16 protein-coding genes are annotated in these 14,993 nt (G+C 40.5%); all 16 read left to right on the top strand.

Features of this window, described 5'->3' with window-relative positions:
• Positions 1-125: 125 nt before the first annotated feature.
• The 16 genes from KHQ31_RS03310 to KHQ31_RS03235 all read left to right on the top strand — a co-directional run bounded on the left by KHQ31_RS03310 (position 126) and on the right by KHQ31_RS03235 (position 14,991).
• Positions 126-1,193 (top strand): YdcF family protein, encoded by a 1,068-nt coding sequence (locus KHQ31_RS03310; RefSeq protein ID WP_213409570.1) that lies wholly within the window; start codon positions 126-128, stop codon positions 1,191-1,193.
• 18 nt (positions 1,194-1,211) lie between these two features.
• Positions 1,212-1,718: a TetR/AcrR family transcriptional regulator gene (locus tag KHQ31_RS03305; RefSeq protein WP_213409569.1), complete on the top strand. Its 507-nt coding sequence runs from the start codon at positions 1,212-1,214 to the stop codon at positions 1,716-1,718.
• 322 nt (positions 1,719-2,040) lie between these two features.
• Complete coding sequence (locus KHQ31_RS03300) at positions 2,041-3,387, top strand: FAD-dependent oxidoreductase (RefSeq protein WP_213409568.1); 1,347 nt, start codon at positions 2,041-2,043, stop codon at positions 3,385-3,387.
• 339 nt (positions 3,388-3,726) lie between these two features.
• Positions 3,727-5,601 carry an acyltransferase family protein gene (locus KHQ31_RS03295; RefSeq protein ID WP_213409567.1) on the top strand — a complete coding sequence of 625 codons (1,875 nt, stop codon included), beginning with the start codon at positions 3,727-3,729 and terminating at the stop codon, positions 5,599-5,601.
• 154 nt (positions 5,602-5,755) lie between these two features.
• The gene (gene fabZ, locus KHQ31_RS03290) at positions 5,756-6,184 is read left to right on the top strand and encodes a 3-hydroxyacyl-ACP dehydratase FabZ (protein WP_213409566.1); all 429 of its coding nucleotides are present in this window, start codon (positions 5,756-5,758) and stop codon (positions 6,182-6,184) included.
• Between the two features lie 20 nt (positions 6,185-6,204).
• On the top strand, positions 6,205-6,672 hold the full coding sequence (locus tag KHQ31_RS03285) for a MarR family winged helix-turn-helix transcriptional regulator (protein WP_213409565.1): 468 nt from the start codon (positions 6,205-6,207) through the stop codon (positions 6,670-6,672).
• Positions 6,673-7,644 carry a beta-ketoacyl-ACP synthase III gene (locus tag KHQ31_RS03280; protein WP_213409564.1) on the top strand — a complete coding sequence of 324 codons (972 nt, stop codon included), beginning with the start codon at positions 6,673-6,675 and terminating at the stop codon, positions 7,642-7,644.
• A gap of 66 nt (positions 7,645-7,710) precedes the next feature.
• Positions 7,711-7,950 carry an acyl carrier protein gene (locus tag KHQ31_RS03275; RefSeq protein ID WP_213409563.1) on the top strand — a complete coding sequence of 80 codons (240 nt, stop codon included), beginning with the start codon at positions 7,711-7,713 and terminating at the stop codon, positions 7,948-7,950.
• Positions 7,951-7,969: 19 nt separating this feature from the next.
• Positions 7,970-8,932: a DUF561 domain-containing protein gene (locus KHQ31_RS03270; protein ID WP_213409562.1), complete on the top strand. Its 963-nt coding sequence runs from the start codon at positions 7,970-7,972 to the stop codon at positions 8,930-8,932.
• Positions 8,933-8,934: 2 nt separating this feature from the next.
• On the top strand, positions 8,935-9,855 hold the full coding sequence (locus tag KHQ31_RS03265; RefSeq protein ID WP_213409561.1) for an ACP S-malonyltransferase: 921 nt from the start codon (positions 8,935-8,937) through the stop codon (positions 9,853-9,855).
• Position 9,856: 1 nt separating this feature from the next.
• Positions 9,857-10,579: a 3-oxoacyl-ACP reductase FabG gene (fabG, locus tag KHQ31_RS03260; RefSeq protein ID WP_213409560.1), complete on the top strand. Its 723-nt coding sequence runs from the start codon at positions 9,857-9,859 to the stop codon at positions 10,577-10,579.
• An 18-nt stretch (positions 10,580-10,597) separates the two neighbouring features.
• Positions 10,598-11,836 (top strand): beta-ketoacyl-ACP synthase II, encoded by a 1,239-nt coding sequence (gene fabF, locus KHQ31_RS03255; RefSeq protein WP_213409559.1) that lies wholly within the window; start codon positions 10,598-10,600, stop codon positions 11,834-11,836.
• The gene (locus tag KHQ31_RS03250) at positions 11,837-12,307 is read left to right on the top strand and encodes an acetyl-CoA carboxylase biotin carboxyl carrier protein (protein ID WP_213409558.1); all 471 of its coding nucleotides are present in this window, start codon (positions 11,837-11,839) and stop codon (positions 12,305-12,307) included.
• A gap of 1 nt (position 12,308) precedes the next feature.
• Positions 12,309-12,740 (top strand): 3-hydroxyacyl-ACP dehydratase FabZ, encoded by a 432-nt coding sequence (fabZ, locus tag KHQ31_RS03245; RefSeq protein ID WP_213409557.1) that lies wholly within the window; start codon positions 12,309-12,311, stop codon positions 12,738-12,740.
• Between the two features lie 3 nt (positions 12,741-12,743).
• Positions 12,744-14,114 (top strand): acetyl-CoA carboxylase biotin carboxylase subunit, encoded by a 1,371-nt coding sequence (accC, locus tag KHQ31_RS03240; RefSeq protein ID WP_213409556.1) that lies wholly within the window; start codon positions 12,744-12,746, stop codon positions 14,112-14,114.
• Positions 14,115-14,145: 31 nt separating this feature from the next.
• Positions 14,146-14,991: an acetyl-CoA carboxylase carboxyltransferase subunit beta gene (locus KHQ31_RS03235; RefSeq protein ID WP_213409555.1), complete on the top strand. Its 846-nt coding sequence runs from the start codon at positions 14,146-14,148 to the stop codon at positions 14,989-14,991.
• Positions 14,992-14,993 lie beyond the last annotated feature (2 nt).

Raw genomic sequence — 14,993 nt, 5'->3', positions numbered from 1 at the left:
TATTTGGTTAGATGATTTTAAACATCAAGAGCCGGCAATTACTAAAGATGTGTGGTAGTATCTCCCATAAGAAACGACTAATTTGTAGTATAATATTTAGATGAAGAATGGATGGGAGATACGTAGTGGAAGAATTGCAAAATACAATGCAACAATATGCGCCGTTTGTCTTAATGACATGGGGCGTGACAGTTGTTATTGGACTAATGTTGTATTTTAGTTTTAAGTCAAATAAGATTCGATTGATGAATGGCGGATTAGCCACCATTTTCATTCTATCGTTTGGGGTTAGTATGACTGGTCTAATTGTGAGTTTTGGGAACGAATTAGTAGTTGGTGCATGGTTTATGCTAGCTTTGTTCGTATTGCTGGTTATTATTGCACTATCAATGATATTGGGTTTTTTACTGTTGTGGAATGCCTTTCTGGTTTGGCGTCGTGAAGCCCATACGCTAAGTAACTCACTCACATTGATTATTGGTATCTATCTAATTTTGTCGCCATTTTTGTTTGATTGGTTTGATGCACACTTACATTACATGTGGGCAAGCGGCTTACGTATTATCAGTGGTGTGATTATTGGTTATTTCGTTTTCTGGATGATTAACTTTAGCTTGTCATTTTTGCTATATGTCATTTTCCGACCTAAGTTGAATCAAAAATTCATCATTGTGTTGGGCGCAGGTTTGTTAAACGGAACAGAATTATCTAATCTCTTAAAATCACGAATTGATGTGGCCTTAAAATTTGCAAATCGTCAATATAAGAAGACGGGCGAACGTCCGTATATTATTTTGTCTGGAGGACAAGGACCAGATGAAGAAATCCCAGAAGGGCGCGCAATGCGCGAATATGCCTTAACAACAGGATACCCAGAGGAGTTGTTAATTGCAGAAGAAGAGTCAAAAACAACCACAGAAAATATGATCTATTCGAAGATAATCGTTGAAGGTCTTGATCTACCAACCGATAGTGGTATTTTTGCAACGAGTGACTATCATGTCTTTCGAGCGGCGGGAAATGCACGCCGAGCTGGTTTGAATATTGATGGGATTGGCGCACGAACACGACGATACTTTGTGTACAATGCATTATTGCGTGAATATATTGCTTTACTGTCAGGGCATAAGTTATTTCATGCAATTAGTTTGACGGGGTTGATCATCTTTAACATTATTTTCGTGGTAATGTAAACATAGGAAGTGACATATATGGTAACGAAGACATTTGATAATCTGAAGCCAAATAAGCAGGCCCAAATTTATGATGCTTTGGTGACGGAATTTACAACATATGCGCTAGTTGATGCGCAAGTAGCTCGAATCATTAAGCGTGCAGAGATTTCACGCGGTTCGTTCTACACATATTTCGCTGATATTAATGATGCTTATAAGTGGGTATTTGGTAAGATGATGCGTCATGTGCATGGACATCGTAATTTGGAATCAATCATTGCAATGGTTCAAGATGAACCTGACGTCTATCATTTTTTACAAAAATACTATCAGATAAACGAACAATTTTTAGCGCTACATGATCAAGAATTTGCGGCCTCATTGACACCGCGTTTGCTGAAACCAGACGCAAGTGATGCAGAAATTAAAGGGTGGCTAGCAATGACAGCTGGTCATGACTTAATGCGTAAGTTCTTTTTATACCCAAGTCGTGAAGAAGAAATTACGGGAACATATAAAAAAATTAATCAATGGTTATCATAGCCGAATTCAAGCACTGGATATTTTGTCCAGTGCTTTTTGTTTTGTTTTTAAATATGTGAAATCACAAAAAGGATTGTTTTTAAAAATGATAAAATAAGCATTTTGTTACGGGTTTTAATTCACAAGTTCACAAACTTGCGAGTTTAAATCAATGCTTTTAAGATTGATTTAAACAGGTTTTTTGATTTGTTTTGTAATTATATGCATTTTCAGGCGTTTTGATTAGTGAAAAAGTTACTTGTAAAAAATAACCATTTCATGATAATATTCGGGTGTCATCAAATTAGTTAATGACATGTATATATTATCGGGGGATAAAATCATGAAAGTAGCCGTTATTGGTAGCACACACGCAGGAGTATTTGCTGCGAAATCAATTATTTCAGAGCAAGAGGGTGCGGAAGTCCATGTATTTGAACGTCATGACAATGTATCTTTCTTGTCTTGTGGAATCGCTCTATGGGTTGGGGACCAAGTATCAGACCCAAATCGTATGTTTTATGAATCACCTGAATCCATGGCTGAACAAGGGATTCATATGCATATGCAAACAGATGTACAACAAGCAGATTTAGCAACGAAAACATTAGTGATTAAAAACCTAGTAACAGGGGACGTTACAACTGAAATTTTTGATAAAATTGTCATTACAACTGGATCAAAGGCAATTGTGCCACCGCTACCAGGCATTGATAGTGATAAAATTTATTTTAGTAAGACATGGCAAGATGCAAATGAACTACGTGAATTAACACCAAACTTGGAAAGTGTGGTAGTAATTGGTGCTGGATACATTGGTGCGGAATTGGCGGAACAATTATCTCGCAAAGGAAAAAACGTTACCTTAATCGATGCAACAGATCGTGTGATGTCACGAACAGCATCAAAAGAATTTTCAGCAACTTACGAAGAGGCCTTTCAATCACATGGGGTAACCTTGGCTCTGAATGAAAAAGTGATTGGGTTTGAAGACACAGATGATGGAATTATTGTAAAAACAGATCGTGGGGCCTATGCCGCTGACATGGCAGTTCTTAGCATTGGATTCGCACCAAATACAGACTTATTTGCCGGTCAAGTTGATATGTTAGCCAATGGTGCAATTGTGACAAACGATTATATGGAAACCAGTGTGGAAGGTGTGTTTGCAGCGGGGGACGCAAGTGCGGTCTTTTATACGCCGACCCAAACGCATGAATACATGCCATTAGCGACGAATGCGATTCGTCAAGGGATGGTCATTGGACACAATGTTGTTAAACCAAGTCTTACACATCCTGGAACACAAGGAACGTCAGCGGTTGAATTATATGAACTAGCCTTTGCATCTACTGGATTAAATAAAACAAGTGCTGCAATGAAAGGCCTTGAAGCAGAAACAGCAATCATTGAAGAAGATTACCGTCCAGACTTTATGTTAACAACGGAAAAGGTGAAGTGTTCACTAACGTGGGACAAAACAACACATCGTATTATTGGTGCTGAATTTATGTCCAAACATGATATCTCACAAGCTGCGAATGTTGTTTCAGTTGCGATTGAAAACAAAATGACGATTGATCAATTAGCCTTATCAGATTTCTTCTTCCAACCAAATTTTGCGCAACCATTGAATTACGTATCATCAGTAGCCATTAAGGCGGTTTTGATGTCTCGTTCAAATTCATAATTGTTACATTTTATATATTTGATTAGAAAACAATTAAGCACCTGCCAATATAATTTGGAGGTGCTTTTTATGTGAATAAAATCTGAATTCAAAAATGCTGCCAATTCGTTGATATATACGCTTTAAGGTAGTTTTAATGCTAGGCTTTGGAATTCAGAGAAAGTCGATTTTTTTTTTAATTTTAATAGCATGTTTTGGACAATTGGTGTTTAATAGAAAGTAATGTGATTAAGTTTAAAGTGTAGTGATTTACAAATAGGGACACCATGACAAATGGTCTAAACACCCTCATGAGGAACACGAAATACACGTGAGGAATTTTAGAAAGGGTCAAATGTCATGGCAAATAACAATCGAAGGTATATCACTGGGTTAGACGGAATTAGAACCCTAGCAGTGCTAGGGGTTATTATGTATCATTTATTTCCTCAGGCTTTACCGGGGGGATTTTTAGGGGTAACAATCTTCTTTGTTGTTTCTGGTTATCTAATTACTGATTTGTTGAACCAAGAATGGATCGCTAAGGGAAAAATTGACTTACGTCGTTTTTATGTTCGTCGATTCCAACGTTTATATCCAGCACTGCTAGTGCTACTTGCAAGTGCTTCAACTTATATTTTGCTATTCCAACGGGATCTATTAAAAGATTTACGTGAAGTCGTGATTAGTAGTGTCTTATATGTGAATAATTGGTGGCAAATTTCCAATAATATGTCTTACTTTGATAAATTTGGAACACCATCACCATTTACACATATTTGGTCACTAGCTGTGGAAGCACAATTTTATCTAATTTGGCCTTTAATCTGTATTATCTTTTATCGCCAAGCACGTAGTGCAACGCGTGCCAGTCGTGCCATTGCATGTTTGATTGTATTTTCAGCGCTATTGATGGCCATTATGTACGTACCGGGTGCTGATCCTACACGTATATACTATGGAACAGATACGCGGATGTTTTCAATCTTAATTGGATGTTGGTTAGCATTTATGTGGCCAAGTGCATTGTTGGCGGATAAAATTTCAGGTGTTCGTCGTTGGGGGATTAATTTATTAGGATTAGGTGCATTAGGATATCTTATTTATGCATTCAGAGTCTTAACCTATGATGATGGATTTGTTTACCGTGGTGGTATGTTCTTTGTCAGTGTAGCTTCTGCAATTTTAGTTGCTGCTGTGGTTCATCCAGCCGCCAATATGAATAGATTCATGTCAAATCCATTTTTCTCATGGGTCGGAACGCGTAGTTATGGTATCTATTTGTATCAATCACCAGTTATGGTGTTCTACGATGCTAAAATAACTAATGTGAATGACCATTTATTTATTAATGCAATCATTGAGATTGCGATTATTTTAATATTGAGTGAGTTGTCATACCGTTTGTTTGAACATCCATTACGTCGTGTGACGTGGACTGATGTAAAACACTATATGCACGATTTCTTCTTTGTAAAAAAGACAAAGCGTGCAGGTTTCTTCCTGGGTGTATTCCTATTTACGATGATGGGCTTTGCGCTGGCTGCTAAGCCACCTGTTGTGAAAACAGAACCAAGTGAATTTGAGAAGCATCTAGAAGAAACAAAGAAGCTAGCTGACAAGTCGAAAGAAAAAGAAATAGTTGAAGAAGAACCAGAAGAACCAGAATATGATGCTTATGGTAATTTAATTGTTAAAGAAAAGCCGGACAAAGAAAACTCTAAGTTAACGGCTGAACAAAAAGCATTTACAAAGAATATGCCATTGACCGCAATCGGTGATTCAATGGCACTAGATGCTTTACCTACATTAGAGAAGAATTTCCCAAATATCGTGATGGATGCAGATGTTGGTCGTCAGTTATATGCAACTGGACCGATTATCACCTCAATGTTGCAGACAAAGGGTATTCAAGACAATGTTTTGATGATTTTAGGAACAAATGGATCATTTACAGAAGAACAATTCGACGAAATTATGACATTGTTGGGCAATCGACATGTTTACTGGGCGAATGTTCGTGTACCTACGGGTCGCTGGGAGTCTGATGTGAATGAAATGTTAGATAAAATGACTAAGAAGTATGATAATTTAACTGTCATTGATTGGTATTCAACTAGTGAAGGACAAGCAGACTGGTTCTATGATGATCATGTTCATCCAAATGAAAAAGGACAAGTCTATTATGCAGATGCCATTACAGATGCAATTCTAAAACAAAATAATCTGAATTAAACGCTTGATATAAAGGCATTCGATGGAATCATCGAGTGTCTTTTTTTGTGTAATAAAATGTTTTTTGAATGTTTTTTGTTGACACATCCTCGGAATGTGTAATATTATTCTTCTATCGAATAATTCGATAATCGAAATAAAAAGGAGCAGCGATATGGAATTACAAGTCCAAGAGATTATGGACATCATTCCCAATCGATACCCAATCTTATTTATAGATCGGGTTCAGGAAATGGTACCGGACGAAAGTCTGGTGGCGCTTAAGAATGTAACGGCTAACGAAGCGTTCTTTGCAAACCAGCCAAGTATGACGATGCCAAGTACATTGATAATTGAAACAATGGCACAAGCAGCATCAATCTTGATTTTGTATTCACCAAAGTTCGCCCATAAAACGGCATACATGACTGGTGTTAATCAAGCCGATTTTCACCAGGCAGTAAAACCGGGTGATGTTCTCCATATGACCGTTAAATTTGGTACAATAAGAGAAAATATGGGTACCGTAATGGTAAACGTCACTGTGAACGGTCAATTAACAACTGAAGCAGAATTAATGTTTGTGGTTGCTGACCAACAGTGAAGTTAGAAATGGAGAGCATAATGGTGGAATCTAAGCGTGTCGCGTTTGAACAAATGAATAAGAATCTGGTGGATGTTTTTAATAACGTGATGTGGATTGAAGAAGTCTCTTTGCAAGGGTCTGAATTTCGAGACATTAGCTTAAAAGAAATGCACATTATTGCAGCAATCTCAATGTATGAATTCCCCAACGCCACAGAAATTGCACGCTTGGTTCATTTGAAGCCAAGTGCAATGACTACAGCGTTGGATAAGTTGGTTAAGAAAGGCTATGTAGAACGTCAACGTTCAGAAACTGATCGACGTGAAGTAAAGCTAGGATTAACACATCGAGGTCGTACTGTATATCGTGCACATGAAGCATTTCATCGTGATTTAACACATTCATTAACAGATTCATTAACTGATGAACAAACGCAGGTTATTGGGAAGGCGATTAGCCAACTTGAAAATCATTTGCAAGGATTACACGCCACTATCAAAGAATAGATGGAAAAATTAACAATTAATGCAACTGCCTCAGTGGTCCCCGAAAAATGTTTAACAAATGATGAATTAGCTACAATGGTTGAAACATCAGATGAATGGATTCGAACACGGACCGGTATTCAGCAGCGATATGTTGCAACACATGAAACAACAACAGATTTAGCTGTTAGTGTTGCCGAAAAATTATTAATCACAACGGGATGGAGTGCTGAAGATCTAGATTTCATCATCGTTGCAACCATGTCACCCGACACATTGACACCTAGTGTTTCCGCTGGAGTACAAGGCCGGCTTGGCGCGAATAATGCCTTTGCTATGGATATGGGCGCAGCTTGCGCAGGATTTATTTATGCGCTTAGTACTGCAACAATGCTTTTGCAGACACGTTATCAAAAAGGTCTGGTTATTGGGGCCGAAACGTTAAGTCGCTTAGTGGATTGGGAAGACCGTCGCACTGCTGTACTGTTTGGTGATGGTGCCGCCGGAGTCGCAATATCACAGACACACAATGAGACCGGCTTGTTGGCAGAACATTTATCAAGTTTTGGTGAGTTAGGCCATTTCTTAACAGCTGGGCAAATTGCACAAGAAAGCCCATTTTTTGAACATAAGACACAATATCCATTTGCGTTTAATATGGATGGCCGTCAAGTGTATAACTTTGCGACAGCAGAGGTGCCGAAAGCAATTTTAGCTGCCTTGCAAAAAGCACGTGTAACAATAGATGAAGTTGATTACTTCATTTGTCATCAAGCTAATGCACGAATCATACAAAGTATTGCGAACCATTTGGACCAATCAATAGAGAAGTTTCCAATGAACATGGCGCAATACGGAAATACCAGTGCGGCAAGTGTGGGGTTATTGTTACACGAATTGAATGAAAATGGTTTGCTAAAGACGGGACAGACGATTGTCTTGGCTGGTTTTGGTGGTGGATTAACCGTAGGTGCGCTAGTAATTCGCATCTAAAAAAATTTACCCATATAGTTAATAACATATACTTTTTAATAAATGAAATAAATGGAGAATAGACACATGACTAACGAAATGATTTTTGACAAGGTACAAGCAATTTTGATGGAACAATTTGATTTGGAACAAAGCGAAGTAACATTGACAACTGATATGGCAAACGATATCGATGCCGACTCATTGGACTTGTTCGAAGTATTGAACCAAGTTGAAGACGAATTTGATATTCAATTGGCTGTTGCGGAAAACATTACAACTGTTCAAAGCTTGGTAGAGAAAATCGCCGAAGCACTAGCCGCTTAATCATATCGAGGTAATCACGATGCAAGTAGAATTAGACAACCCGCTATTTCAGAAGTTAGGTATGCGTTACCCAATTATTCAAGGTGGAATGGCTTGGGCCGGAACTGGTCGTTTGGCTGGAGCAGTGTCCGAAGCAGGGGGCTTAGGAATTATTGGTACAGGGTATTGGCGCGCTGAACAAGTGCGTGCCGAAATTCATCGCGCACGTGAAGTAACCAACCGCCCATTTGGGGTAAATGTTATGTTGATGTCACGTCACATTCGAGAAGTTTTTGACGTGGTGATTGAAGAAGGTGTGCAAGTCGTTGCGACTGGTGCTGGAGATCCATCCCCATTCCTTGAAGAACTACATTCACATGGCATTATTGTCATGCCTGTTGTCCCTTCAGTCGGGCTTGCTCGTATGATGGAAAAAAAGGGTGTGGATGCCGTTGTTGCTGAAGGTGCTGAATCGGGTGGACACATTGGTAGTCTGTCAACCATAACATTAGTGCCACAAGTAGTCGATGCTGTGAATATCCCAGTCATTGCAGCTGGTGGAATTGCGGATGGGCGTGGAGCAGCAGCAGCAGTCGCCTTAGGTGCTAGTGGTATCCAAATGGGAACTCGTTTCTTGGCCTCTGAAGAATCTGAAATTCACGAAAACTTTAAAGCTGCCGTCTTAAAGGCGAATGATATTGACACAGTTGTCACTGGTGAATTATTAGGAAACCGTGCCCGTGTGTTGAAGACCAAGATGGCAAAGCGATTCATTAAACAAGAACGTTTTGAAATTACTCAACCTAAGCCCGATGCACAAGCCATCGAAGACTTAGAAAACGGGTCATTACGTCGAGCAGTTGTTGATGGTAACAAAGATGAGGGAGCCTTCATGGCTGGCCAAATCTCGGGCATGATTGATTCAATTAAGCCGGTGAAAGATATTTTGTCAGAAACATGGCAAGATGCGAGCGGGATTTTAACGAAGTATTCAAAGGATTAACTATGAAAACAACATTATTGTTAGGTGGCCAAGGGGCAGCAATGCCAACATTAGGTGTTGACCTATATGAAAATGAATCTGTTTATAAACAAGTCATTGATCAAGCCAGCATAGTATTGGGATATGACTTATACAAAGTTGTTCTAACCGACGCAGAAAAGTTAAAACAAACAGCATATGCGCAAGTTGCTATTTTTGCTCATGAAATGGGAATTTATACCCTTGTTAAGGATCAATTAGAGGAACCTGTGAGTTTACTTGGTTTGAGTCTAGGGGAATATACGGCATTAACAATTGCCGGTGTGTTTGAGTTCGATGATGCCGTACGTTTGTTACAAAAGCGGGGGCACTACATGCAAATTGCCAGTGAGCAAGAAGAAACACAAATGATGGCTGTCTTAGGAAAAGATCAAGCCCAAATTTTGGCCGCGATTACAGCTATGCAAGCGCAAGATGTACCAGTGTATTTGGCTAACTACAATACCATGAAACAAATTGTTGTTGGTGGGACGGAAAAAGCGCTACAAGCTTTTAGTGAATATGTGCAAACACAAACTAAAGTACGCTGTATTAGCCTACCCGTTGCAGGAGCGTTTCATACACCATACATGGGTAGCGCAGCATTAGCGCTTCGTGAAGACTTGCTGAGTGTTGTGCAACGGACACCAATGTATCCAGTGTACTCAAATACAACGAAACAACCGTTCGAATTGAGTGTCACAACAACATTGACGACGCAAATGACAACACCGACTTTCTTTGCAGAAGCATTTAAGAATTTAACCGCTGATACACAACCAGACCGGGTCATTGAAATTGGCCCAGATGGGACATTGCTGAAGTTTGCACAACAATTACATCCTGACATATCAGGACTATCATTGTCAGACTGGGCAAGTGTGCAGCAATTTAAGGAGCAATAATATGCAACTAACTGATAAAACAGTTTTGATTACTGGATCTACTCGTGGAATTGGCTTAGCGGTGGCTAAGCGTTTAAGTCAAGCAGGGGCACGAATCATTTTACATGGCCGTAAGATGCCAAGTGCCACTTTATTGAGTGAATTTCCTGAAAATACATTAGTAATGACAGGTGATATTGCAGATCAAGCTAGTATTAAAGCAGCAATTGATGAACTGTATGCAAATGACGTTGAAATTGATGTTTTGATCAATAACGCTGGGATTGTTGCAGATAGCTTAATGGTGCGACTACCCACAGATGATATTGATCGTGTAATTGATACCAATCTAAAGGGAACGTTCTATGTTACACAACCCATCTTTAAGCACATGATGCATCAACGTGCTGGTGTCATTATTAACATGGCTTCGGTTGTTGGACTAATGGGCAATGTTGGCCAAACGAATTATGCGGCGGCAAAGGCTGGAATGATCGGTTTGACGAAATCTTTGGCGCGTGAAGGCGCTATGCGTGGTGTGCGTGTAAATGCAATTGCCCCAGGAATGGTTGTCTCAGACATGACTGATCAACTGCCTGAAAAGCACAAGGAAGTCTTGTTAGACGAAATTCCATTGCATCGTTTTGGTGCACCAGACGAAATTGCGTTAACAACCCAGTTCTTGATTGAAAATGACTACATCACAGGACAAACAATCACGGTTGATGGTGGATTACACATCTAGTGGTGAGAGGAGACAATAATGTCACGAGTTGTAATTACAGGGATGGGTGCTTTGACACCTGTTGGAAATAATACAGCAGATTATTTAGATAATCTCTTTAAGGGTGTTAGTGGGATTGCCAAAATCACTAAATTTGATGCTACTGCAGCAGGTATTTCTGTTGCTGGTGAAGTCAAAGATTTTGATACCAACCAACGTGTTGGTAAACGTGAAGCCCGTAAGATGGACCTGTTCGCTCAATATGGTGTTCATGCTGCGGGTGAAGCTCTTGAGCAAGCTAAACTAGATATGACCGATGAAACAATCGACGCACGTCGTGTTGGGGTCATCATGGGAAATGGAATTGGTGGACTAACAACCATTGAAGAACAAGTTATTAAGTTACATGATAAAGGGCCGGCACGTGTAAGTCCGTTATTTGTACCAAATTCGATTCCCAACATGTTATCAGGTAACATTTCAATTCGTTATGGGGCGCAAGGTGTTAACTATGTCTTATCAACCGCCTGCGCCTCTGCCACAAATGCGATCGGTGAAGCCTTTTGGCGTATCAAGGATGGCCGTGCAGACGTCATGATTACAGGTGGTGCGGAAGCGACTATTAATGAAATGGGGATTTCAGGTTTTGCTGCGTTGACAGCTTTGTCAACAAGTGACAATCCTGATGCGTCTTCACGTCCATTTGATGCCAATCGCGATGGTTTCGTGATGGGAGAAGGAGCGGGCGTGATGATTCTAGAATCACTAGATCATGCACAAGCTCGTGGCGCTAACATCTTGGCAGAAGTGATTGGTTATGGTGCTAATTCAGATGCCTACCACTTAACAAGTCCAACGCCAGATGGTACTGGTCCAGCGGCAGCGATGCAATTAGCGTTAGAAGACGCAAACGTGTCAGCCGATATGATTGATTACATGAATGCCCATGGAACAGGAACCAATGCGAATGACTTAGCTGAAGCTAATGCATTGGTACGTGTGTTTGGGGAACAAGGTGTTGCCGTGTCTTCAACTAAGGGGATGACTGGTCACTTATTAGGGGCCGCTGGTGCCATCGAAGCGATTGCAGCGGTTGGTAGCTTATTACGTAATGAATTCCCACCTAATGTGGGGGTAACAGAACAAGATCCAGCAACCCTAGGGGCTAAGTTAGTCACTGAACCAACGCCTGTTGAAAACGTGCAATACACAATGTCTGCAAATTATGGCTTTGGTGGTCATAATGCAGCATTGGTCTTTAAAAAGTGGGAGGCCTAAATGGATTTAACACTAACAGATGTTGAGCGTTTAATGACGCAATTTGAACAAAGTGATTTACGTGAATTTCATTTGAATGCAGCGCAAGTTACGTTGACATTAAGTAAAAATGAATGGCATGGCAATGTGGGAACATCAACAATGCCACAAGCACAAGAAAATATGCCACAAGTGCCAATGGTTTCCCAGACTGATACGGTCAATGAATCGGCCAACAATGAAGAACTTGCCAATATTAAAGCTGAATTAGTGGGGACGGTTCATTTGCAACCAAGTCCAGATGCAGAACCATTTGTGACGGTTGGTCAAACAATTCAAGCTGGTGAACAAGTGGCGATTATTGAAGCAATGAAGCTGATGACCCCGGTTATTAGCCCAATCAGCGGAACAATTCAAACAATCTGTGTGACAAATAATGATGTTGTTGCTTATAACGATGTCCTATTTGAAGTCACACCAATGGAGGCATGATATGACTACTTTAGATGTACAAGAAATTCAAAATATTTTGCCACATCGTTACCCATTTTTGATGGTTGATCGTGTGACAGAACTAGAACCAGGTGAACGTGCGGTAGCGATTAAGAATGTGTCAATTAATGAAGAAGTTTTTCAAGGACACTTTCCCGGTAATCCAACGTTTCCTGGTGTCATGATGTTAGAAGCATTGGCTCAAACAGGGGCCATTGCGATTCTTTCTATGCCAGAATTTGCTGGTAAGACGGCTTACTTAGGTGGTATTAGTAAGGCACGTTTTCGTCAACGCGTAACACCTGGTGATCAATTAACATTAGAAGTGACATTGACACGTATGCGTGGTGCTGTTGGTGAGGGTAAGGGCGTTGTATCTGTAAATGGTAAGAAAGCCACAACTGCTGACCTAACTTTTGTGATTGGAGAATAGCTGATGTTTAAGAAAGTGTTGGTTGCGAACCGTGGTGAAATTGCAGTCCGCATTATTCGAACATTAAAAGAAATGGGTATCGAGTCAGTTGCGATTTATTCAACGGCGGACGAAAATGCCTTACATGTGCAATTGGCAGACGAAGCAATTGCGGTTGGGGAGCCTCAACCGCAAGACAGTTACTTGAACATGCAAAATATTCTGAGTGCTGCTCTAATGACGGGTGCAGAAGCGATTCATCCAGGTTACGGCTTCTTAGCAGAAAATGATTTGTTTGCTGAAATGGTCACATCCGTAGGTATTAAATGGATTGGGCCTTCAGCTGAAGTGATTGCCTTGATGGGAAACAAAGCTAATGCGCGTGCAGCAATGCAAGAGGCCAATGTCCCTGTGATTCCAGGTTCAAATGGAACCGTCTCAACTGTTGAAGAAGCACAGGCGGTTGCGGCTAAAATTGGTTACCCAGTTTTATTGAAGGCAGCAGCCGGAGGTGGTGGAAAAGGGATTCGGCTTGTAGATTCCCCGGATTTGTTGGCTGAGGCTTTTGTGACTGGTCAAGGTGAAGCGCAAGCATCATTTGGGGATAACAGTATGTATGTGGAGAAGGTCCTAACGAATGTCCGTCATATTGAGATGCAAGTCTGTCGGGATCAAAATGGACACGCAGTTTACTTTCCAGAGCGTAACTGCTCTTTACAACGGCATAAACAAAAATTAATTGAAGAATCACCAGCAACGGCGATTAGTGATGAACAACGTGCTGAACTGGGGCAAATTACGCTTAATGCTGTCCATGCAATTGATTATGAAAATACTGGAACCATTGAATTTTTACAAGATGACACGGGTGCTTTTTACTTCCTAGAAATGAATACCCGTATTCAGGTAGAACATCCTGTAACAGAGTTAGTAACAGGTATTGATTTAATTCGATTGCAAATTGAAGTTGCAGCGGGTGAACCCTTGGTTTGGGAGCAAGCTGACATTCAATTAAATGGTTACGCCATTGAATGTCGAATTAATGCAGAACAACCTGAGAAAGGTTTCTTACCAAGTGCGGGACCTGTACAAAATCTGTACTTACCAACTGGAGGACCAAATGTACGTTTTGATACAGCTTTGTATCCTGGTGACAATGTGCAACCCTATTATGATGCGATGATTTTGAAAGTGCTAGTTTGGGGACCAACTCGTGAATTAGCGTTAATCCGTATGCGTCGGGTCTTGGATGAAGTCATCGTGGATGGTCTACAAACCAATGTTGATTTCCAACGTTGGTTATTAGACGACCCGCAAGTACAAGCGGGGACATTCAATATTGCTTACGTGGAATCTGAAGTGATGCCGCGTTGGCAAGCGAATGTCGCCAAATAATGGAATTAAATGAAAGTGAGGCTTATATCTCATGCTAGATTTCCTCAAACGTTCAACTAAATTAACAAAGGTGACACGTGACACAACCTTATATGATCAAATGCCAACCAATTTGTTTATTGATTGTCCGTACTGTCGAACACGATTATACGAAAAGCAATTAGGGGTTTTGAAAGTATGTCCAGAATGTGATTATGGTTTTCGCTTAACAGCAACTGAACGAATTGGTCAAATTGCGACGACATTTACAGAATTAGATGCTGATGTGGTCGGACCAACCGTTGATTTTCCTGGTTATGAGACCAAGCGCCAACAATTACAAAAAAAGACGGGGATGAAGGAAGCTGTAGTAACCGGAATTGCGGACATTCAAGGTGCACAAGTTGCGCTTGGTGCAATGGATACGCATTTTATTATGGGTTCACTGGGCCAAGGGGTTGGAGAAAAAATCACTCGCCTATTTGAATATGCAACGTCTCATCAATTGCCAGTGGTGTTATTTACAGCGTCTGGTGGAGCCCGTATGCAAGAAGGTATTTTGTCTCTGATGCAAATGGCGAAGATTTCAGGAGCCATTAATAATCATGCAAAAGCTGGTTTGTTTTATCTAGTGGTCTTAACTGATCCGACAATGGGCGGTGTGACCGCATCGTTTGCGATGGACGGTGATGTAATCATCGCAGAACCGCATGCAATGGTTGGTTTTGCTGGGCGTCGAGTAATCGAACAAACGATGCATGAGACTCTACCATTAGATTTTCAACGTGCTGAAATGTTACGAAGTGACGGGCATATTGATCAAGTGGTGTCACGAGAACACCTATCAACATTAATTGCTCGCTTAGTAACATTACACCAACCGACACGAAAGGGGTAATA

This window comes from Weissella ceti (assembly GCF_018394055.1).
Classification (GTDB): Bacteria; Bacillota; Bacilli; order Lactobacillales; family Lactobacillaceae; genus Weissella; species Weissella ceti.
The sequence above is the reverse complement of the archived record's forward strand: the minus strand, read 5'-3'. Positions and strand labels throughout refer to the sequence as shown.